Here is a 20,835-nt window from a genome sequence, read left to right on the forward strand (position 1 = left end):
CTTCCTCTCAGCCCGGGTCAGGATGTGGCCACGACGACAGTGCAGCCGCCCAGGCCGGGGCAGACCAGGCCCACCTCGGTGGCTTGGTCGACGGCGATCTTCGCCACCGCGCCGGTGCCGTCCGCCGCCGGTTCCACCTCGTCGCGGATGGTGAGGTCGGCGTCCCCGGGTGCCGGGGCGACGACAGTGAACGGCGCCGCGCTGCGCAACACCAGCGTGCGTAGCCCGCCCGGGTCGGCGACCCGCAGCACGCAGGTGCCGGAGAAGACCAGCCGACCGGGCTCCTCGAAGCAGTCGGCGCCGACCGCCGCCGGGTCCACCGCCGCACGCTCGCCGCCCAGCGCGGCCAACCGGTCGACCAACCCGTGCCGGGCCGCCGGATCACCCCGGTCGCCGCGACCCGCCCCGACCGCGACCACGAACAGCGCCACCAGCAGGACGGCGAGCAACCCCAGCAGCGCCTTCTGCCGACCGCTCATCGCGCCACGGCCCGCGCCACGATTTCGGTGAACCGGATCTCGTCGACCCCCGCGAAGTAGCGGTTCGTGCCCTGCGTCTTGCCCACCACCAGCAGCGTGACCTGGTGCGGGCCTTTGCTGAGCCGCACCGTCCCGACGTCCAGCAGCTCCGTCCTGCGCACCGTCGGCGTGAAGCCGAGGAACGTGCCGCCGACCTGGGTGCCGTCGATCGTGAACACGGTGTTGGCGTAGTCGAGGGAGGTGGTGCGTACCGCGGCGAACCGCCAGGTGCCGTCGGCCGGGATCTGCACCGTCACGGTGACCCGGTCGCCGATGGCCAACCCCTGGAAGAACAACTGCGTGTCACCGGACCAGGTCACCCCGCAGCAGTTGGGTTGCGCCTCCACCTTCGCCCCGCTCTTCGCCGGGGAGTCCACCACCGCGCCCGGGACCAGGCTCTCCGCCTCGACGGTGACCACTCGCGGCTCGCCGGGGGGCGGCTCGCCGTCGCGGGTCAGCAACACCACCCCCACGGCGACCACCACCAGCACCAGCGCCGCCGCGGCGGCGATCCACAACCATGGGGTACGCCGTGGCGGCGCGACCGCCCGCACCTCGTACGTGACCCGGCCGCTGGAGCGGGAACTCTCCTCCGGCGCGGTGTTCGCCGAGTACGCGAACCCGGTCATGTCGTAGCGCCGGGGCGCGGTGCCGGCCGGCACGGCGAGCTTGACCAGGAACGACACCGAGCCCTGGCCGGGTACCACCCGCTGCGGCTCGGCGACGGAGAACCACGACCGCTGGGAGCCGTCACCGGGCGCCACGTCGAACACCACCGTGTCCGGCGCGGTGCCCGGGTTGAAGACGGTGAAGGTCAGCTCGCCGCAGTTGCGCGGGTCGACTGTGAACTGTTCGGCGGCGGCGACGACCGCCCACTCGGTGGTCATGACGACTCCTCTTCCAGGACGATCTCGACGGTGGCCGAGGCGGGTTTCTCCGTCTCGACGATGCGGGTGATCACGGCGAGCTGGCCGGCGGCGGCCACCGGCACCCGCACCACGACGTGAAAGGGCCGCTCGGCGGGCTCCTCGATGACGAAGCCCGACGTCCCGGTGGCCAGCTCCAGGGCCCGGCGCAGCCCGTACGGGGTGCCGCGCCAGCGGGCCAGCAGGGCGGCGTTGGCCACCAGGTCCCGCAGCCGCCCCACCGGCAGCGGCAGCGGGGCGTCCGGGCGGGGCGAGGCGACCACGTGGTCCATCGCCACCCAGCGGGTCAACCGCACGACCAGCCCGTCCGGCGCCCGGTACGGGTCGAACAGCGCGTCCACCTCGGCGAGGATCGCCTCGTCCGGGGCGTGCAACCCCTCCATCACGTCCAGCAGCGCCCAGAGCACGCTGCCCGGCACGCAGGCCCGCTGGTAGGCGGCGGGCAGCAACCGTTCAATCGCCGAGCGTCGCATCCTGGCGCACCACCTCGATGTCGTGCTCGCCGGAGCAGAGCAGCCAGGTATCCGGGACGGTCACCACGTCGGCGGTGGCCTGGTTGGCGCTGGGCGTCCAGGTGACGGCGTCGGCGCTGCGGTGCACGCCGCGTTCCCCGCCGGCCAGGATCAGCCGCTCCGCCGCGCCGGTGCCGCCGGCCGCCGCACCCGCCGCACCCGCCACGCCCGGCGCGCCCGGCGCGCCCGTGCTGCCGGATGTCGGGCCGCTGATCGCGATGGCGTCGACCGGCACGAACCGGGTCCGGTCCCGCAACGGCAACCCGGAGTTGACCGACACCGCCTGCCACTGCGGTTGGGCGGCTAGGGTGTCCAACCGCAGCACCCCGCCGCTCTGGGTGGCCGCCACCGCCTGCTGGCCGGCGAACGCGAGGTCCCGGCAGGTGCCGCCGATCCACCCGGCCTGCATCGACTGCCACTTCACGTCGGACTCGAACAGCCGGGTGCGGTGGCAACCCTGGCCGGGTTTCTTCGGGTCCGGCTCGCCGGCGCCGCTCCACAGCAGGGTGGCCGGGCCGTCGTACTGCACGGCGAGCACCCGGTTGTCCACGTTGGCCAGTCCGACGTGGGTGAAGCTGCCGGGTCGGCCGCCGCTGGTCGACAGGTACACCCCGAAGCCGGCCTGGGCGGCCACCGCCACACCCGGCGCGCCCCGCTCGGAGACGAACGTGCGGACCGCGTAGAAGCCCCGGTCGGCGTCGGACGGGTCGACCAGGATCTGCAACGGCACCGCGCCGGGCAGCAGCGACACCTCGTACAGGCCGGTGTCGGTCGCCACCAGCAGCGCGCCCGCGCCGTCGCGGTCCAGCCACGAGACGTCGGAGATCCGCGAGTCCAGGTCGGTGAGCAGCGACCACGTCTCGCCCAGGTCGGCGCTCAGGTGCACCCGGGAGCCGCCCGAGGCCCGCAGCGTCACCACTGCCACCGAACCGGGGCGGGCGACGATGCCCGGCCGCACCGGCGCGGGCGCGGGCGCCACCCGCAGCACCGTCTCGTCGTCGAAACGACCGGCCGGTTCCCACCCCGCGCCGCCGTTGCTGGAGCGGAACAGCACCGCCCCGCGCCCGGCGTACCAGGTGCGCGGCTGGTACTGGTCGACGGCGAGGGCCCGCACGTCGGCGTCGGGCGCCTCGTCGACAACGAACCGCACCGACTCGACGTAGCGGACCCCCGGCTCGGCGTGCTCCAGCAGCCGGTACACGTTGGACGCCCGCAACGGCTCACCGAACGGCCAGCCGGTCGGGTTGAGCGCGGTCGGCAGCGGGCTCAACGTCTGGTGCAACCGGTCGTGGATGCGGCGACGGACCGCGTCCACGTCCTCCTCACGGCGGACCACCACCCGGGCGCGTACCGACACCGCCTTGAACCGCGCCCAGGTGGCCCGGGAGCGGATGCCGACCATCCGGCGTTCCTCCAGGTCCGCCTCGACCCGGTGGCGCGCCTCGGGCACCTCGTGCTCCCGCAGCACCGCCACCGGCAGTCGACCGCCCGGACGGGCCGCCTCCGGCACGTACGGCACCAGCACCACCTCGACCTCGCCCGGCCGGGCGAAGCTGTACACCGCCGCACGGGTGAACGCCCGTGCCCGCGCCACCGCCCCGGAGCTGGTCGCGAGGACCTCGAAGTCGCGGGCGGTGACCGCCCGCTGCTGGGCGAAGAACTCGTACGGGCCGCGCAGCAGCACCGATTCCAGCGCCTCCATCTCCCGGCCGCCGGCTGCCGGGGCGGGGTTGTCGACGCGTACCCCGGGCAGTGGGTCGCGCAGGGTGCTCAGCGTGCCCGCCGCCACGTTGCCGGTGGGCCCGCCACCGGCGCGGTACCAGAGCCGGACCTGCCGCCCGGCCGGCGGCACGACCGCGACGGTGACCGACGTCGGCGCGGGCTCGGCCACTGTGGTAGCCCCGGCGGCGGGTCGCAGGTCGAGGGCCGGGGCGAAGGTGACGGTGCCCGAACAGCGGTCGACCAGGTACGCCTTGGCGTGCGGGCCGAGCCCGGCGAAGCTCTCCACCGGCTGCCAGATCTCGAACGTGCGACCGTCGTGCTCGCGGGCCGCCGCGCCCAGTTCGACCGTGCCGGCCGGCACCTCCACCCCGAGCAGCAGGTCCAGCGCCTCGGCGGTGTGCGTCAGCGGCGCGTGCGCCGCGCGCAGCACCTGCCCCGGCTGACCGGTGCCCACACCGAGCAGTTCCGCCTCGACCGGTTCGCAGTGGTGCATCCGGACCGTCACCGACGTCTCGTCGGCCGGCAGCACCGTCGGCTCGGTGGTGACGAACACGACCGGCCGGGGGTCCGCGCCGCGGGCCGCCGCGACCCGCAGACCGGCCGGGATCCGCACCGCCGCGCGGTCGGTGCCGGTGCGGGTGAACCGGACGTCCGCCCAGGCGGCGGTCGGCGCGTGCCGGGTGACCCCGAGCAGGTTCAGGAACGAGACGTACGCCTTCTCCGGCAACTGGTTCAACCGGTAGATCATCACCTCGGTGAGGTGCGCGAATGTCTCCACCAGCGCCATCCCGGGGTCGTGCGCCGACAGGTCGGTCCACGCCGGGCAGGACTGCCGGATCCGTTCCCGGGCCTCGGTGACCAGGTCGAGGAAGCCGCGATCGTCCAGGTGCGGCACGGGCAGCGTCATGACGCTCCTCCCTGGGTGGGTTCGTCGGCCGGAAGCAGGTCGACGGAGAAGACCAGTTGCCCCGGTGTCAGGCTGGCCCGCACCCGGTAGTCCAACCGGATCACCAACCGCCACGCGTCGTCCGGGTCCGGCCCGGCGTCGGTGTCGATCACCTCGACCCGGGGCTCCCACCGGGCGATGGCCTGCCGGACATAGTGGATGGCCAGACCGGCGGTGGTGTCGTCGTTGGGCGCGAAGACCAGTCGGTGCAGCCGGGAGCCGTACCCGGGTCGCATCAGCCGCTCACCCGGTGTGGTCGACAGGAGCAGGAACAACGCCTGCCGTACGCTCTCGTCGCCGTCGGTCATCGCCAGGCCGCCGGCCGCGGTCAGCGCCAACCCGCCGGTACGGCCGGCGTCGAAGCCGGCGCCGACGAAGCGGAACGCCCTCATCGGTCCGCCCCCAGGAACCCCTGAGCCGGGTCGCGCACGGTGTGCGTGACCAGCCCCGGCGGTGTGCCGTTGGTGAAACCCTCCAGGTGCGACAGCACCACCCGGTGCCCGTCCACGCGCACCCAGACGCTGTAGCCGACCCGGACCGTCAACGTCTGCGTGCACGGCTTGATGGTCGGGCCGTAGTTCGGGCAGGCGACGATCTTTCGTCCCTCCGGGTCGTCGTCGACGAGCACGGGCACGCCGGTGACTGTCACCCACTGCCGCGAGGGTCGGTTCTCGACCCGGCCGTCGTGATCGCAGGTGATCACGGAGTCCCGGTGGATCCACCGCATCATCCGCCTCCTTGCTGATGGGCGTGGGCAAGCGTTCGGGCCTGCTCCGCCGCGGTGCTCGGGTCCTCGGTCGACTCGGCGTGCAGGAAGTCCACGCTGCGGGCGCGCACCACCATGGCCCGACCGGGTGCGGAGATCACCAGGTCGGACGCCGCGTGCAGGGTGGCCAGGTCGGGGGTCAACTCCAGGAAGCTGCCGCCCTCGGTGGCCAGCCGCAGGCTGCGCCGCACGTCGTCGACGACTATCGACTGCCCGCCGGCGGTGCGCATCGTCCAACGGCGGGCCTTTCCGTCGTCGATGCCCGCGTCGTACGGCTCGACCGCGCCGAACAGCGAACCGAGCACGATGCCCGAGGCCGGCTCCCCGCCGGGCAGCACCACCAGCACGGTGTCGTCCGGGTCGGGAAGCGCCACGAGGCCCTTGCCCGGCCCGGCACCGGGACAGAGCACGGCGAGCCAGCCGGCGTCCAGGTCCCCGTACGCCGGCAGGGTCAACCGGACCCGGCCCAACCCGTCCGGGTCGGCGACCTCGGTGACCGTGCCGAGGGTGACCACCGCGCCGCCGGTCGGGCCCGCCGGGATGGCCGGCGGCACCGTGGAGAACCGGGTCAGGTGCCCGTTGCCGTCCACCGTGTGCACCACCTCGGTCAGCACGTACGCCCCGGCGACCGGGTCCGGCACCCCACCCAGGTCGACGCGGCGGCCCGGACGCAGCGCCGGATCGCCCTCGGCCACCCCCTCGGCGGTGACCAGCGTCGCCGCCCGGGTGTCCAGGCGGGCCTGGGCCAACGCCGCCAACTCGTCGTCGCTGCGGCCGGGCTGGTCCACTGCGGTGCGAACCCCGCCGGCACCCACGTCGGCCGGATCCGGGCGGTCGTCGGCGGGCCTGCCGCAACGGGCCTCGTCGACCTGCTGGCTGATCACCTCGGCCCGCTGCGGATGCCAACCCAGCGCGGCGCTGGCACCACTGGCCTGATCGGTGTTGGTGGACAGTCGCAGGGTGTGCACCCCCGCGCCGAGCGTCAACACGACCGGTTCCCCGTAACCGGCGAGGGTGACCAGCCGGACCCCGTCACCGTCGGCGGCCAGGTGCAGGCCGGCCCGGCCGGCCACCTCGCGCAGCAACTCCAGATCGCTGTGCCGGTGCTGGAGCAGCCGCTCCAACCGGGGGCCGTCATCCTCGGCGGTCACCGTCAGCCCCACCGCGTCGCACAGCTCCCGGGCCAGCTCGACGGCGGTCACCGAGGTGAACACCCGCAACCCCTGCCGTTTGCGCAACCGGTGCAGCGGGTCGTACGCCCGCAACCGCAGCACCGCCGCCCCGTCGGCCGCGTACTCCACCTCCACGCCGGTGACCTCACCGGTGAACAGGGCGTCCGTGTGGTCGGCGAGCCGTACGTCGAGCGCCGTGCCGGGGCGTACCGCCGGGTCGAACGCGCCGACCCCGGCGGTGGTGGCGAGCACCAGCTCGGCCTGGGTGGGCTGGTCGAGGCGGGCCGCCACCCGCAGTGACCGGATCCGCTGACGAGCGGCGCCGACCAGCTCGACGCCGTCGAGCCGGACGGTCAACGCCCGGGGCGCGACGCTGGTCACGGCACACCCCCGGTGGTGCTCGCGGGCGGGCCGGTCACCGCGTTCCACGGCGCGTCGGCGAGGGCGGCGTCCAGGTACGACGCTCCCGCGCCCACCGCACCGGCCACCGTCCGGGCCACCCCGGTCATCGCACCGCCGACTGTCGTGCCGGTGCCGGCGACGGGTGGGACGGCGAGGGTGGTGCCGGCCGGCACCGCGAGGGGGTCGGTGATCCGGTTGTGTTCGGCCAGCAGCCGCCAGCGCAGCGGCGAGCCGAGCGCGTCATTGGCCAGCAGGTCGAACCGTACGCCGGAGCGACCCGGCTCGGCCGCACCGTCACCGGCGGCGATCACCGCGCTGCCCGGCGCGGCGGTAGGGGTGCTCGCGGCGGCCAGCTCCTCGGCGAAGCCGGCCTCGGCCTGGTCGGCCGTCTCGGCGGCGCGGACCAGCTTCAGCCGCAGCCAGGACCGTCGCGGTGACCCGGTGCCGGTGAACGCGTCGAAGCGTTCCGCCACCGCGATGATCACACCGGGCACGTTCCAGGTCTTGCCCCAGACCAACCGGACCAGCGGCGGCCGCAGCCAACCGTGTTCGGCGGTGGAGTTCTCCGCCAGCATCCACAGCGGACGGGTGAGCACCCGCACGTCGGCCGGACGCAGTTGCGCCTCCACGAAGTCGACGTCGAAGAGCAGGTCGAGCACCAGCTCGGTGCGACCGCCGCCGGTGAAGACCAGCGGGTCGTCGGCCAGGCCGGACCCGGTGAGTTGCCCGCCGCCGGCACCCCGCTGGCGGACCCCGGCGAGCCGGGTCACCTGCACGGTCTCCGGGTTGAGCAGGCAATCCACCCGGACAGCCGAGGAGTCGATGAGGAAGGCGACGCGTTCCATCAGTCACCCGCCTGTTCCCGGTCCAGTCGGGTCAGCTGGGCGGTGTCCAGCGCCGGCCCGGCGACCGACCACAGTGCGCTGTCGTCGGGCAGCGCCGGCCACGGGTCGTCGCCCCGCGCCGACCCGACCGGCGTCGGCGTCGCAAAGCCCGTCGCCCGTCCGCCGCCGACGGTGTCCCACCCGGGGTCGGGCAGGGCGGCCGGTCGCCCGGACCGCGTCCGTTCGCCGGGCAGGTCCAGCCAGCGGTCACCGTCGCCGACGCGCGTCACGTCCCCGCGCCCGGCGGTGGGCGCGTCCCAGCCATGCGTCGCGGTGCGGCCGGTCCCGGATGCGTCGGCCCCGCCCAGGTCCGGCCAGGCCGGACGCCCGGACCACGTCGCCGAGTCCACGCGCGCCGACCGGTCCGCGCTCGGTGCGCCGGCACGCCGGCCGCGCTGGTCCGTTCCGGGCCGGGGCGGACCGTCCGAGTCGCCGGGGGACCCGTCGTGGCCACCGGTGCTCCGGGTGGCGGTGGGAGATGCGGCGGGCGAGTCGGCGGAACGCCCGGGACCGTGGTCGACCATGCCGGGCCAGGGTGCGCCCCGGGACGGGCGTGCGGTGGTGCGGGTAGGTTCGGGCTCCGGCCGGCGGGGCCGGCTGCCGGATGGACTCTGCGCTCGGAAAACCATGGAGCGGACCGGCTGCGGCGCCGACCCGGGCAGTCCGCTCGCGTCGAGGGCCGTGGCGTCGACGGCGGTGCTGGTGCCCTGGTCCGCCGGTCGTACCGGGGGCACCGCCGCGCCCGGTCCCATCGGCCCGGCCGATTCGGCCCACACGTCGGGCCAGGTCGCGCCGGTGGGCGGCGATGTCGTGTCCGAACGGGACGGCGAAGCCCCGCCACCGGACCGGCCGGCGGCACCGGCCCCCGTACCGTCGGGCTGGTCACCGGCCCTCGTACCGTCGGGGTAGTCACCGCGCGGTGACCAGCGGACCGGCCGGCCGCTCCGGTGCCCGGCAGGCGACCTGGTCGGCCCGGTGTCCCCGCGCGGACCGCGACCCCGCCGGCCCGTCCCGCCGCCCGCGCTGACGGGTGCGTCCGCGTCGACCTCGCCGTCGTGCCCGCCGGCCCGGCCGGACCCGGAAAACCGGCTGAACGCGCCGGGGTCCGGGGAGGCGGTGTCGACCCGGCCCGTCGATCCGCCCGGCCGCCCATCCCCGGCCTCGGCCCGGGACGGGTCGAGGTCCAGGTCGTGCAGCAGGCCGGGCGCGTGGGCGGCGACCAGGTCCAGCCAGTGCCGCGGCGGCTCCCCGAAACGACGCGGCGTCGCCACCGGCGGCTGCGACAGCGGCGACGGCGACGGCAGGTGCCCGTCCGGCTCGACCCGCCCGGCGAGGCGCTGCACCGCCCCTGCCGCCGAACGCAGTCGGCCGGCCAGCCAGCTACGCGGGCGTCGGCGCGGTGGCACCGCCGGTCTCCAGCTCCAGGCCCTCGTACCGCAGGGTCAGCGAGGCGATGGCGATCTCGTGGCTGAGGGTGTTGAGGTGCGCGCCGCGCCACCGGGTCGGCCACGCGTCGATCAGGTTCCAGCGCAGCACCTCGGCGGTGCCCACCGAGTCGAGCAGCACCACTGAGACGTTGCGCCGGTTGAGGGTGCCCTGGGCGGTGGCGTTCACCCAGTCCCACAGCTCGCGGGAGGCGGTGAGGCCGAAGTGCAGCGTCACCGGCTCGTACTCGGCCTGACCGGGCACCATCCGCATCCGACCCAGGCCGTGCTCCCGGTACGGCTGCCCGGGAATGTTCACCTCCAACCCGGTCATCTCGGTGAAGTGACCGTTGGTGACACCGTTGATGAGCAGGCGGAAGTTGTACGCCCGGTACGGGTCGACCGGCGCGCCGGGTTGCGGGGTCGCGGTGGTGGGCATGTCAGCCTCCGATCGTCTCGGTCTCGGTGCCGCCGGCCCACTGGCTCAGCTTGAACACCACGAATTCGGCGGGCTTGACGACAGCGATGCCGATGTGGGCGATCACCATGCCGGCGTCACGGACGTCCGGCGGGTTGGTCTCCTCGTCGCACTTGACGAAGAACGCCTCCTCGGGGCTGCGCCCGAGCAGCGCGCCGTCACGCCACACCCGGGTGAGGAACGCCCCGATGTCGCGGCGGATCGAGCGCCAGAGGGTGAAGTCGTTGGGCTCGAACACCATCCACCGGGTGCCGTTGGCGATGGCCTGCTCGATGGCGATGCTGAGCCGCCGGACGTTGAGGTAGCGCCACTCGCTGGCCTCGGCGGCGAGCGTACGGGCGCCCCAGACGCGGATGCCCTCACCGGCGAAGTAGCGGATCACGTTGACGCCCTTGGGGTTGAGCACGTCGTGCTCGGGTCGGGTGACCAGGTAGCCCAGGTCGACGGCGCCGCGTACGGGTTCGTTGGCGGGGGCCTTGTGCACACCGCGCAGGGCGTCGGTGCGGGCCCAGATGCCGGCCAGGTGCCCGCTCGGCGGGGTGAGTTCCAACTCGCCGCTGATCGGGTCGCGGACCCGCAACCAGGGGTAGTAGAACGCGCCGAACTCGGACTGTCGCGGCCGGTACGCGGCCCCCTCGTGGCCGCCGGAGCCACCCGGCTGGGCGGAGCCGCCGCCAGGGCCGGCGGCCGCACCGTCGGCGGGCTTGGCGGGTTTGCCGGCGGAGGGCGTGGCGACCCGGGTCAACGCGGAGATGTCGTCGATGTCCGGCGCCGGGTCGCAGATCGCGACCATGGTGCGGGTGCGTTCGGCCATGCTGAGCAGCGCCTCGTGGGACACCACGTCGTGGAAGCCGGGTGCGGCGATGATGGAGATCTCGTCGACGGCTTCCAACAGTTGCAGGCCGCCGCGCCGCTGCCCGGTGCCGGTGATCGCGCCGCCCTCGCCGACGTTGACGACCCAGCAGCGGGCGCCCCCGTTGTCCAGGAACCCGAAGACCGCCCGGGCCAGGGGAGTGCTCTCCACCCGCTCGCCGCCGGCGAAGAGCCGCAGGAACTCCGTCCAGTTGTTGACCGGCACCGCCCTGCCCAGGTGGGCGGAGTGGTCCGGGGCGACGCCGACGAAGGCGGCGATGCTGGTGCTCACCGGCCCGATCGGTCGGGCGCCGCTGGGGACCTCCTCGACATAGATGCCGGGGGAGAAGTAACTGGGCATCGGCGCTCCTTAGCGGGTGGGTGTCAGTGGGTCGGTGGCGCGCAGACGATGACGATGTCGTCCTCGGCCGCGTCGACGTCGGCGGTGAGGACGAGCCCGCGTCCGGTCAGCCGCAACCGGACCGGGCCCGGGTGCTCGGGGTCGTGCGGCACACCGGCGATCAGGAACCGGCCCTGCGGGTCGGTGCGGGTGACGGACCCGGTGCCGGGCAGCTCGACCCGCATCGCGGCCAGTGGTTGGTGCTCCGGGCCGACGACCCGCCCACGGAGGCTGCGCACGTCGAGTTGCCGCAACCGCAGCGGTTGCCGCACCGGCGGCGCGGCCGGGGTCGTGTGGTCCACCTGCGCCGCCACGTCGATCAGCAGCGCCGGTCGGGGCGCCGCACCGAACGCCGTCCACAGTGGCGCGTCGCCGGCCTCCAGCACCACCGGGTACCTGCCGTCGCTGGTCGCGGCGGTGAGCACCCGATCCAGCCGGGGCAACCCGGCGGGCCCGGTCACGCAGAGCAGGTGGCGGACCGTGAACCGGTACGGTTCGCGGACCGCGCCGCTGGAGCGGGTCTGCCGGGCCGGGCGCAGGTCGAGGGGCCAGAGGGTGAGCCCGTCGGCGTCGTCGCACGCGCGGGGCGGGCCGACCGGGACGGGTTCCCCCGCCGCGCTGGTCACCCAGGCGACCAGCTCGGCGGTGGCGGTCTCGATCGGCCCGCGCCCGTGGGTGCTCATCGCGGTGGCGTCCCCTGGATCCGGTACGCGATGGCCTCGTTCCAGACGTGCGGGTAGACGCCGATCTCGAAGTACCGGGTGAAGCGGTTGATCGGTGCGTTGGTGTGATCGTGGTAGAGCAGCCACACCGGCGCGATGGTGAACAGGACGTAGTTGGCCAGCACCAGGGGGATGTAGAGCGGCCCGAGCAGGCGGCCCTGGAAGATGTGCACGTCCTCGTGCCGCTGGATGCCGGAGCTGGAGCCGGCGCAGACCGTGCCGATGGTGGTGGCGTAGCGGGGTGAGACCCCCTCCACCACGCTGACCCGTCCACTGTTCAGCGACGTGGGCCGGTCCAGGGAGTGCCCGAAGATCAGGTGCACGGTCAGGTAGATGGCGCCGACGACAGTGTTGAGCAGACTCCAGGTGTGGTCGACGACGAAGAGGAAGATGCCGCGGGCGTCCGAGGCGTACACCCCGGCGGAGGCCACCGACCAGCCGAAGACCGCGCCGACCACCAGGCCCACGACGGCGCCGATCAGCAGCCCGATCGGGCCACCGGCGAGGAAGCCGAGCAGGGCCCCGAAGCCGACCTGGATGACGGCGCTGAGGATTCCGAAGACCATGACGACACCCCTCTCAGACCCAGGAACGGAAGACTCGGGGCTCGCGACCGCTGGCGACCTGCGTCGGCGTCGCCTGCCGGTTGCCGGGTGGAAACTGGTTGACGCCGAGCGCGGCGGAGAAGATGACCAGCGCGTTGAAGAACGCGATGACCCACTTCTCGCCGCCGGCGTCGTCGGCGAACGCCGCCGTCACGTAGGACAGCAGCAGCGCGATGGCGATGGCGATCCACTTGCGGAGCTTGTCGCCGCTCGGGCCGATCAGCCCGCCGATGACGTTGGTGGCCAGCAGGGTGGCGGCGCTCGCGCCGGCGATCGTCCCCAGAGCTGCCCAGGTGAAGAGATCGTTCATGACGATCCCCCTTTTCTGCGATGGTGCGACCGGGATGTGGTGGTGGTGAGGTTCGGTGCGCCCGCAGCGGGAGCACCGGGGCCGGTCGCCGTCGGTTCGGGGGCGGCCGGGGCCGGGCGTGGCCGTCCGGGGCCGGCCACCAGATGGATCAGCCGGGCCCCGGGGCGCCGGCGGGCGGGCCCGGCGGCGGGGTCGGACCGGGCGCGGCCGGCGTCGCGGGTAGGCGGCGGCGCACCAGGAGTACGCCCACCGCGGTGATCACCAGCAGGAGGAGGACACCGCCGACGACCAGCAGCCAGGGGAATCCGCCGTCGTCGTCACCGCCGGCGGCGGCCGGTGACGTGGACGGGCGGGGCGGGGCCTCGGCCACGGCCCGCAGTTCGGTCGGCTTCTCCTGGTTGGGGTCGACCTTCCAACTGACCGACCGGCCGTTGACGGTGCCATTGCTGTCGATCACCCGGCCGGGAAATGTCACCGAGATCTCGAACGACATGAGCTTGAGGAACGCCTGTTGGTTCTGCGGATTCTGCTCCGCGACCTTTCCGCCATATTTCTTCGGGTCGAGCGGCAGCGTGAAGCGGTACAGATCGCCGTCCCTGACCAGTTTCACGCTCTCGGTGTCGAAACCGGCGAGCGGCGCCTTGCGGTAACTGATCTGGGATCCGTAAAAAGTGTCGTCCTGGTAAAGGGTCTCCTCGCCGGCGGGCAGGGCGGGGATGTTCTGCCGCAACTCCGCGAAGGCGACCGGGAGGTTCTTGTTGCGCCCGCTCAGCAGGGATTTCTGGGCCGTCAGCAGGAGCTGGCCGTCGACAGTGTCGTCGGCGTTGACCGTCAACCCCATGTTGAGTTGCATGCAGCCGCTCAGCGCGGCGAGAAGGAGGAGGCACACCGCGACGCGGAGTGCTCTGCCGCGGTTGACTCTCCTGTTCATGGGCTCAGTGTGTGTGATCGCTTTCATCATCAGCAGTCAGCGATCGGTCACAACGAAGTCGCCGATTGTACCGACGCGCTGTCGTCTTTGATTAGCCCGGACGACGACCCGAATGACTATTCTGGAGTTTTGGGGCGACGACGGTCCATCGTCGGCTGTGCGCTGATCGGATGGGAATTGTCGCGGGCGTCTGGCCGGTGGATCCTGCGGCCGGCTCAGCCAGCCGGCGGTCGCCAGTCCGCGTACCGGGCCATGCTGCGCAGCGCGACCCGCCCCGGGGTGAGCCGCAACGCGGTGTCGCGCACCGCGACGGCGATCGGATGGCATAGTTGCTGTCCGAACCGGCCGGCGGTGACGGAGGCTCGGGCGACGGCCTGACTGCGCGGTCGGCGCTGCTCGTCGTACGCGCCCAGGGCGGCCGGCAGCCCCTCGGGGCCGTTGGCGCAGACCGCGCCGAGCACCACCGCGTCCTCGATGGCCTGTCCGGCCCCCTGGCCGAGGTTGGGTGTCATCGCGTGGGCGGCGTCGCCGAGCAGCGCCACCCGCCCCCGCACGTACGACGGCAGCGGCGCGGCCAGGTGGTGGATGTCGTTGCGCAGCACGACGCCGGGCGGGGTGGCCGCGAGCAGCGCCGGAATGGGGTCGTGCCAGTCGCCGAAGCGCTCCCGCACGGCCGCGAGTTCGTCGGGGGCGTGGCCGCCCGGCGGGGCGTTCAGTGCGGCGTACCAGTAGAGCTGACCGTCGCCGATCGGCACCATGCCGAACTCGGCCCCCGGCCCCCAGGTGATGGCGGCCGGGACCGGGTCCGCAAACGCGATGGCCGCCCGCCACGCCGTCGATCCGGCATACACCGGGCCGGGGTGTTGCGGCCAGAGCTGGGCGCGGACCCGGCTGCGCAGGCCGTCGGCGCCGACCACCAGATCGGCGGTGAGGGTGCGCGGGCCGTTCGGGGTCCGGTAACGCACCGACGCCCGGTCCGGGTTGGACCCGACGTGCTCCACGGTGGCCGAGGTGTGCAGGGACGAGGCGGGCAGCGCCTCGCGCAGGGTGCGGTGCAGCGTGGCCCGGTGCACGCCGAGCGCGGTGGTGCCCAGCTGCCGGACCATCTCCGTGGCGTCCACCCGGGACAGCCACCGGCCGTGCCGGTTGCGGATGCCGCCGGGTGCCTCGCCGTGCCCACCTCGGCGCACTGTCGGGCCGAGGCCGAGGGCGTCCAGCGCGCGCACCGCGTTGGCCATCAGGCTCAGGCCGGCGCCGACCTCGCGCAGCTCGGGGGCGCGCTCCAGCACGGTAACCCGCCATCCCTGCCGGTGCAGGGCGAGCGCCGCGCTCAACCCGCCGATGCCGCCACCCACCACCACCGCGTGCGCGTCGCTCATGCCGATCCTCCTTCTACACCTGTAGAAGGAGGATACTACCTGCGGAACACGGGAGAGGGGGACCGCCATGACGGCGCGGGCGAACCGGGTCGCGACGCTGACCGACGCCGCCATCGAACTGATCGCCGACGGCGGCATGCGAGCCCTCACCCACCGGGCGGTCGACGGACGCGCCGGCGTGCCGCCGGGCACCACCTCCGCGTACCTGCGGACCCGCCAGGCGCTGATCGAGGCCGTGGTGGGACGGCTCGCCGAACGGGACCGGGCCGACCTGGCCGCGTACGACCTGCCGACCGACCCGCCGCCCCCGACACCGGCTCCCCGGCTCGACAGTGGCGACCTCGACGCGCTCGCCGCCGGAGTCGCCGAGGTGCTCGACCGCTGGTTGAGCACCGGGCGCAGCCGAAGCCTGGCCCGCTACGCCTGCCTGCTGGAGGCGGTGCACCGGCCTGAGCTGCGCAGCATCCTGCAGCACGGCACCGGCCTGCGGGTGCAGGCCCGGGACCTGCTGACCCGGGCCGGGGCGACCGACCCCGACCGGCAGGGCGACCAGTTCGTGGCGTTCGTGGACGGGCTGCTCTTCGACCGGCTGGCCGGCGCGGGCGCGCTCACCGCCCCGCCGCCGGGTAGCGCGGCCAGCCGCGCCGACCTGAGCGCCGCCGTCCGGACACTGCTGCGCGCCCTCACCGGGACCTGACCCGACCGGCCTGCCGGCAGTCGAGCCCCGAAGCGGGCCTGGTGGGAGGGCCTGCCCGGTGGGTGGGACTGCCTGGTGGGCGGACCTGCCGGTGGCGGGCCTGGCGGGTCCGTCGAGAACGTGGGCGCGCTGGCACCGGGCGGGGCGCGGCGGCAGTCCCGGTGAGCAGGCCCGACGGGTGATGGGAGACGGTCATCTCGGAATACCGTGGGCCGTCGACGTGGTGCCGTGGGTGGGCCCTTTGGAGCTGAATCGTTGACGACATCGAGCCAGATCCGCTCGCGATATCGATCCGGATCGTCTTGCGACTCGGACCAGGTCGGCCTCCGACATCGGGCCGGCTCAGCTTGCACCACCGAGGTAGACCGGGTTGCGGCATCGGGCCAGGCCGGTTTCGACATCGAGTCGGGCCCGTTTGCGATATCCGGCTCGATCCGACTACTGCCGCGAGTTTGATCCGTTCGCGACATCGCGGTTGATTCGTCTACGGCCTCGGACTCGACACGTCAGGGCCGCCAGCGTGAACCGTGCACGGGAGGGCGCCTGATTCGTTGACGGCATCAGCTCCAAAGGGGCTGCGAACGACGTATGCGGGTGGGCCGGCGGTGTCGTGGCGCACTCAGATGGGCTGGCGGTGCGGTGACCTGGTCGGTGGTGTGGTGACCTGGTTGGCGGGGCGGGGGCGGGGCGCGGCAGACCGACTGGCGCGGGTGGAGAGGTTGGGCGATGGTGCGGATCAGCGGGCTGCGGACGGCTGCTGGGCGGCTGCGGCGTGGCTGGCGGCCGGTGCTGGAGGCGACGGTCGCGGCGACAGTGGCCTGGCTGCTGGCCACCCGGTTGCTCGGGCACCCGCAGCCCTTCTTCGCGCCGGCCGCCGCGCTGATCGTTCTCGGTCAGGCCCGGGGGCAGCGCATCCACCGCGCGGTCGAGGTCGTCCTCGGGGTCGCCGTCGGGGTGCTCGTCGCCGACCTGGTGGTGCAGGCGCTCGGCCCGGGTAGCACCTGGACGGTGTTCACCGTCATCCTGCTCACCGTCCTGTTCGCGGTGGCCTTCGGTGCTACCGGCGTGACCCTGGTGCAGGCGGCGGTCTCCGCGCTCTACCTGGTGGTGGTCGCGCCGCCGGACGGGTCGTTGGTGCCGTTCCGTTTCGTCGACGCGCTGGTCGGCGGCGTCGTCGCGCTCGCGGCCAGCCTGCTGGTCGACGCCCGGCACCCGCTCGCCCCGCTGGTCGCCGAGGTGCGGCGGACCTTCGACGAGCTGGCCGGGTTGCTGGACGGGATCGCCGACGCGCTGGACGACCGCGACGAGCCGGCGGCGGTCGCCGCGCTGCGGCAGGCGCGGGGGATGGACGCCCGGGTGGACGGGCTCCGCGACGGAGTGCTGGCCGCCGGTGAGGCGCTGCGGCTCAACGTCCGCCGACGTCAGCACCTCGGTCGGCTGCGCTCGGTGGACGAGTCCATCCGGCAGATCGACTACGCGGTCCGCAACGTCCGGGTGCTGGCCCGTGCGGGGGTGACCCTCAGCCGGATGCAGACGGCGGCCCCGGCCGAGCTGGGCGCCGCCCTGCGGTCCCTGGCCGAAGCGGTCCGGCAGGCCGGTGCCGCCCTCGCCGCCGACCTGGACGGGCAGGAAGAGACCGTCGACCGGCACGCCACCCGGGCCGACGAGTCGGCGTTGGCCGCGGTGCACACCGCAGGGCAGCTCTTCGGCTCCACCCAGACCCTTCCCCTGGCGATGATCATCGGTCAGGTCCGGGCCACGGCCATCGACCTGCTGCGCGGCGTCAACCCGCGCGACGACGCCGCCGTCCTCGCCCGCGTCGACGACGCCCTCGGCCTTCCCCCGGTCTGACGCCCGCCCCCGGTCAGGGCCGGGCCACGTGACGCCCGCCCCCGGTCAGGGCCGGGCCACGACCCGTGGGGGATGGCCGGTGAGCCAACTGATGGCCGAGTCGCGGACCGGCACGGGGATGTCGTGGCCGCCGGGGAACTCCTCGTAGGTCACGTCGTAACCGAGGTCGCGCAGGTGGGGGACGAGGCGGCGGCTGCACACGTCGATGGGCAGCACCCGGTCGTCGACGCCGTGCGAGATGAAGACCCGTGGCCGGCCGTGCGTGACCGGCGGCGCGGCGAAACCGGGGGAGAACGCCACCACCGCGTCGATCAGATCCCCGTTCGCCAGGCCCAACGACAGCGCGTACGAGGCGCCGTCGGAGAAGCCGCCGACTGTCACGTCGGCGATCGGGTAGCCGTCGAAGACGGTCGCCAACAGCGCGTCGATGCGCCGCACGTCCGCCCCGAAACCGCCGGCGATCAGGTCCCAACTGGCCGCCGACGAGTCCGGGGCGACCAGCAGCAGGTGCTGCGCGTCCGCGACCGGCAACAGCAGGTCCAGGCCCTGTCGCGCCGAGCCGCCGGCACCGTGCAGGAGCAGCACCAACCGGTACGCCGAACCGTCGCCCGCCGGCTCCGGGACGTACCCCACTGCCAGCCGGTCCCCGTCGCGGCCGGTCATCGGCACCAGCCCGGTGCGCCCCGGCGCCGCCGGTGGGTGGTGGCGGGCGGTCAACCGGCCGTCGCGCGGGCTCGGCGCCGGGTCCCAGTGCGACGGCGCGGAGTCGGACACGGGTCGGCGCTCCTCGGGGTGGACGTAAGGTCCGCCCCGGTTACCCGGCCCGTGCGGGGTTAACCGCCGGGCGTCGACTCAGGCGCTGGCCCGCGCCACCAGGGCCGACGGGAAGAGGGTCACCGGGGCCGCCGGGCGTCCGTCCAGCACAGCGGTGGCCGCGGCGACGGCGATCCGCCCCACCGGGTGACTCGCCGTAGTCAGCGCCGGGGCGGTCATCCCGGCCAACGGAATGTCGTCGAAGCCGGCCACCGCGACGTCGCCCGGCACCCGCACACCGGCGTCCCGCAGGCCCGCGATCACGCCGAGCGCGGTGTCGTCGCTGATCGCGTAGACCGCGTCGATGTCCGGCCAGCGGTGCAGCGCCTCGCCGGCCGCCGTCCGGCCGCGCGCCGCCCGGAAGTCCCCGGGCAGGATCCGCTCCGGCAGGCCCGCCTCGGCCATCAACCGGCGGTACGTCTGCACCGGGCGTTGCGCGCAGGGCAGCCATCGGGGGCCGGTCACCATGGCGATACGGCGGCGACCCGCGGCGTACAGGTGGCGCAGCACCGCTTCGGAGCCGGCGGCGTTGTCGACGTCGAACGACGGCACGGTGGCCGAGCCGATGCCGATCGAGACCACCCGACCGCGTAGCGACTGGGGAACCGCCGCCAGCAGGTCCTCGGTGGTGTTGACCAGGATCACCCCGCACACGCTGCGATCCCGGCCGATCTGGTCGAGGGTGCGGGGGTCGCCGAACGGCAGCCAGTGCAGCGCCACCCCGACACCAGCGGGCGTGCACACCCGGGCGGCCGAGCCGACCACCTGGTGCACGTACGGGTCGTCCAGCACCGCGGCGCTGGTCCCCAGAACGGCCACCACCAGGCGGACGCCGCCGCCGCGGACCAACGCCCGGGCGGCCGGGTTGGGCACGTAACCGAGCTGGTCGACGGCCGCGGTGACCTGTTCCCGGGCGGCCGGTGACGCGAACCCCGTGCCGGCGATCACCCGCGAGGCCGTGGACCGGGACACCCCGGCGACCCGGGCCACGTCCTCAAGAGTGGCCGGTCGCTGTGCCGCTGTCGTCATCGTCGCCTCCCGCGGCGGCCCGTCCGGTCGGACCAGCGCCTGCGCCCATCATGCCCCGGCCCCACCAGCTGCGGTAAGGGGCGGTCCCGGGTTGTGGTGGTAGCGCTCTCAGGTGTGCGATCGTGCCAGGAGATCACCCCGAGAAAGAGGACCCACCCTCGTGAGCGCCCCCACCAGTCGACCCCTGGCCCCGGACACCGCCTCGCCGAACCTGCGGACGGTGCGGCTCGCCCGCAACGGTGTCGCTGTCACCTTCACCCTCAACGGACTGGCCGTGGGCAGCTGGTTCTCCCGCGTTCCGGCCGTCCGTGAGGCGTTGGACCTCTCCGCCGGCCGACTCGGGCTGCTGCTGCTGGCGATGAGCGTCGGCGCGCTGCTCGCCATGCCCACCTCCGGCCTGCTCGCCCAGCGCTTCGGCGCGGCCCGCACCGTGACGATGGCCACCGTCATGGTCGCCGTCGGCCTGAGCGTGGCGGGGCTGGGCGCCACGATGACCGGATCGTTCGCCCTCGTCGCACTGGGGTTGGTTGCCCTCGGTTACGGCTCCGGCGCCTGCGACGTGGCGATGAACATCGAGGGCGCGGCGGTGGAGCGGCGGCTCGGCCGGACGATCATGCCCCGTTTCCACGCCGGGTGGAGCCTCGGTTCGGTTGCCGGCGCGGCGCTCGGTGCCGGGGCGGCCCGCTTCGACGTGTCAGTCGGCGCGCACCTCGTCGCGGTGGCGGTGGTCGTGCTGGCCGGCACCGCGCTCGCCGCCCGGACGTACCTGCCGGTGGGCAGCGACCACACCGGCGACCCGGCGGACGCCACCCCGGCGGCCCGCCGCCGGGCGCAACTCGCCGCCTGGCGGGAGCCGCGCACCCTGCTGATCGGGCTGTTCGTGCTGGTGGCCGCGTTCACCGAGGGTGCCGCCAACGACTGGTTGGCGGTGGCGTTCATCGACGGACGGGACCTGAGCGAGGCCGCCGGCGCGGCCGTCTTCGCGGTCTTCGTGGTGGGCATGACCATCGGGCGTACCGCCGGCACCATCGCCCTGGACCGCTGGGGTCGGGTACCGGTGATCAGCGGCACCATCGGCCTCGCCGTGCTCGGCGCGGGCCTGGCCGTGCTGGCGGGTTCCGGGCCGGTGGCCGTCGTCGGCGTCGCGCTGTGGGGTCTCGGTGCGTCGCTGGGCTTCCCGGTCGGGATGAGCGCGGCGGCCGACGACGAGTCGCACGCGGCGGTGCGGGTGAGCGTGGTCGCGGTGATCGGCTACACCGCGTTCCTCGGCGGCCCGCCGTTGCTGGGGCTGGTCGGCGACCAGGTCGGCACCCTGCGCGCGCTGCTGGTGGTGCCTCTGCTGCTGCTGCCGACCCTGCTGCTGGTGCCGGTGCTGCGCCCGCCGCACCCGGCTGGAACGGCTCCGTCGGTAGATAAAAACTAACCCACCGCGCCGCCTGGCGGTATCGGGTGCGTGGCCGACTGCGCCGCGCACCCGAGCTGGTTATCGTCGCCCG

The 20,835-nt window shown here is 74.1% G+C and carries 21 protein-coding genes; 3 read left to right on the forward strand and 18 right to left on the reverse strand.

Features of this window, described 5'->3' with window-relative positions; translation table 11 throughout:
* Positions 1-17 precede the first annotated feature (17 nt).
* The 16 genes from IF22_RS0100560 to IF22_RS0100635 all read right to left on the reverse strand — a co-directional run bounded on the left by IF22_RS0100560 (position 18) and on the right by IF22_RS0100635 (position 14,949).
* Entirely contained in the window at positions 18-479 is a 462-nt protein-coding gene (locus IF22_RS0100560; protein ID WP_030327498.1) for a hypothetical protein, read from the reverse strand.
* Positions 476-1,405 (reverse strand): hypothetical protein, encoded by a 930-nt coding sequence (locus tag IF22_RS0100565; protein WP_030327499.1) that lies wholly within the window; start codon positions 1,403-1,405, stop codon positions 476-478. The genes IF22_RS0100560 and IF22_RS0100565 overlap by 4 nt, the downstream gene beginning before the upstream one ends.
* Positions 1,402-1,917 (reverse strand): phage tail protein, encoded by a 516-nt coding sequence (locus IF22_RS0100570; protein WP_030327500.1) that lies wholly within the window; start codon positions 1,915-1,917, stop codon positions 1,402-1,404. The genes IF22_RS0100565 and IF22_RS0100570 overlap by 4 nt, the downstream gene beginning before the upstream one ends.
* Complete coding sequence (locus tag IF22_RS0100575; RefSeq protein ID WP_030327501.1) at positions 1,898-4,585, reverse strand: putative baseplate assembly protein; 2,688 nt, start codon at positions 4,583-4,585, stop codon at positions 1,898-1,900. Before IF22_RS0100575 ends, IF22_RS0100570 begins: the two co-directional genes overlap by 20 nt.
* A complete protein-coding gene (locus tag IF22_RS0100580; RefSeq protein WP_030327502.1) occupies positions 4,582-5,016 on the reverse strand; it encodes a GPW/gp25 family protein in 435 nt (144 codons plus the stop codon). The genes IF22_RS0100575 and IF22_RS0100580 overlap by 4 nt, the downstream gene beginning before the upstream one ends.
* Positions 5,013-5,354, reverse strand: coding sequence for a hypothetical protein (locus IF22_RS0100585; protein ID WP_245233472.1), 342 nt, complete (start codon positions 5,352-5,354; stop codon positions 5,013-5,015). Before IF22_RS0100585 ends, IF22_RS0100580 begins: the two co-directional genes overlap by 4 nt.
* Positions 5,351-6,943, reverse strand: a complete 1,593-nt coding sequence (locus IF22_RS0100590; protein ID WP_030327505.1) for a contractile injection system protein, VgrG/Pvc8 family — start codon at positions 6,941-6,943, stop codon at positions 5,351-5,353. Before IF22_RS0100590 ends, IF22_RS0100585 begins: the two co-directional genes overlap by 4 nt.
* Entirely contained in the window at positions 6,940-7,809 is an 870-nt protein-coding gene (locus IF22_RS0100595; RefSeq protein ID WP_030327506.1) for a CIS tube protein, read from the reverse strand. Before IF22_RS0100595 ends, IF22_RS0100590 begins: the two co-directional genes overlap by 4 nt.
* Positions 7,809-9,254: a hypothetical protein gene (locus tag IF22_RS0100600; RefSeq protein ID WP_030327507.1), complete on the reverse strand. Its 1,446-nt coding sequence runs from the start codon at positions 9,252-9,254 to the stop codon at positions 7,809-7,811. Before IF22_RS0100600 ends, IF22_RS0100595 begins: the two co-directional genes overlap by 1 nt.
* The gene (locus tag IF22_RS0100605; RefSeq protein ID WP_030327509.1) at positions 9,229-9,711 is read right to left on the reverse strand and encodes a phage tail protein; all 483 of its coding nucleotides are present in this window, start codon (positions 9,709-9,711) and stop codon (positions 9,229-9,231) included. The genes IF22_RS0100600 and IF22_RS0100605 overlap by 26 nt, the downstream gene beginning before the upstream one ends.
* A 1-nt stretch (position 9,712) precedes the next feature.
* Complete coding sequence (locus IF22_RS0100610; RefSeq protein ID WP_030327510.1) at positions 9,713-10,963, reverse strand: phage tail sheath family protein; 1,251 nt, start codon at positions 10,961-10,963, stop codon at positions 9,713-9,715.
* Between the two features lie 23 nt (positions 10,964-10,986).
* Positions 10,987-11,685, reverse strand: a complete 699-nt coding sequence (locus IF22_RS0100615; protein ID WP_030327511.1) for a carboxypeptidase-like regulatory domain-containing protein — start codon at positions 11,683-11,685, stop codon at positions 10,987-10,989.
* Positions 11,682-12,290, reverse strand: a complete 609-nt coding sequence (locus IF22_RS0100620; RefSeq protein WP_030327512.1) for a hypothetical protein — start codon at positions 12,288-12,290, stop codon at positions 11,682-11,684. The genes IF22_RS0100615 and IF22_RS0100620 overlap by 4 nt, the downstream gene beginning before the upstream one ends.
* Before the next feature lie 13 nt (positions 12,291-12,303).
* Complete coding sequence (locus IF22_RS0100625; protein WP_030327513.1) at positions 12,304-12,639, reverse strand: hypothetical protein; 336 nt, start codon at positions 12,637-12,639, stop codon at positions 12,304-12,306.
* 148 nt (positions 12,640-12,787) lie between these two features.
* A complete protein-coding gene (locus tag IF22_RS0100630) occupies positions 12,788-13,570 on the reverse strand; it encodes an LppM family (lipo)protein (RefSeq protein WP_030327515.1) in 783 nt (260 codons plus the stop codon).
* A 215-nt stretch (positions 13,571-13,785) separates the two neighbouring features.
* A complete protein-coding gene (locus IF22_RS0100635) occupies positions 13,786-14,949 on the reverse strand; it encodes an FAD-dependent oxidoreductase (RefSeq protein WP_030327516.1) in 1,164 nt (387 codons plus the stop codon).
* A 67-nt stretch (positions 14,950-15,016) separates the two neighbouring features.
* Here IF22_RS0100635 and IF22_RS0100640 point away from each other — a divergent pair, with 67 nt between their 5' ends.
* Together IF22_RS0100640 and IF22_RS0100645 are read left to right on the forward strand one after the other, a co-directional pair.
* Positions 15,017-15,646: a TetR/AcrR family transcriptional regulator gene (locus IF22_RS0100640; protein WP_030327517.1), complete on the forward strand. Its 630-nt coding sequence runs from the start codon at positions 15,017-15,019 to the stop codon at positions 15,644-15,646.
* 726 nt (positions 15,647-16,372) lie between these two features.
* On the forward strand, positions 16,373-17,497 hold the full coding sequence (locus IF22_RS0100645; protein WP_030327518.1) for an FUSC family protein: 1,125 nt from the start codon (positions 16,373-16,375) through the stop codon (positions 17,495-17,497).
* A 45-nt stretch (positions 17,498-17,542) separates the two neighbouring features.
* Here the strand turns inward: IF22_RS0100645 and IF22_RS0100650 are convergent, their stop codons facing one another.
* Both IF22_RS0100650 and IF22_RS0100655 read right to left on the reverse strand, forming a co-directional pair.
* The gene (locus IF22_RS0100650; RefSeq protein WP_036410452.1) at positions 17,543-18,271 is read right to left on the reverse strand and encodes an alpha/beta hydrolase; all 729 of its coding nucleotides are present in this window, start codon (positions 18,269-18,271) and stop codon (positions 17,543-17,545) included.
* A 78-nt stretch (positions 18,272-18,349) separates the two neighbouring features.
* Entirely contained in the window at positions 18,350-19,339 is a 990-nt protein-coding gene (locus IF22_RS0100655; protein ID WP_030327521.1) for a LacI family DNA-binding transcriptional regulator, read from the reverse strand.
* 160 nt (positions 19,340-19,499) lie between these two features.
* On the opposite strand from IF22_RS0100655, the gene IF22_RS0100660 reads away from it, so the two are divergent.
* The gene (locus IF22_RS0100660; RefSeq protein WP_081883632.1) at positions 19,500-20,762 is read left to right on the forward strand and encodes an MFS transporter; all 1,263 of its coding nucleotides are present in this window, start codon (positions 19,500-19,502) and stop codon (positions 20,760-20,762) included.
* Positions 20,763-20,835 lie beyond the last annotated feature (73 nt).

Source organism: Micromonospora parva, assembly GCF_000718515.1.
Taxonomy (GTDB): Bacteria; Actinomycetota; Actinomycetes; order Mycobacteriales; family Micromonosporaceae; genus Micromonospora; species Micromonospora parva.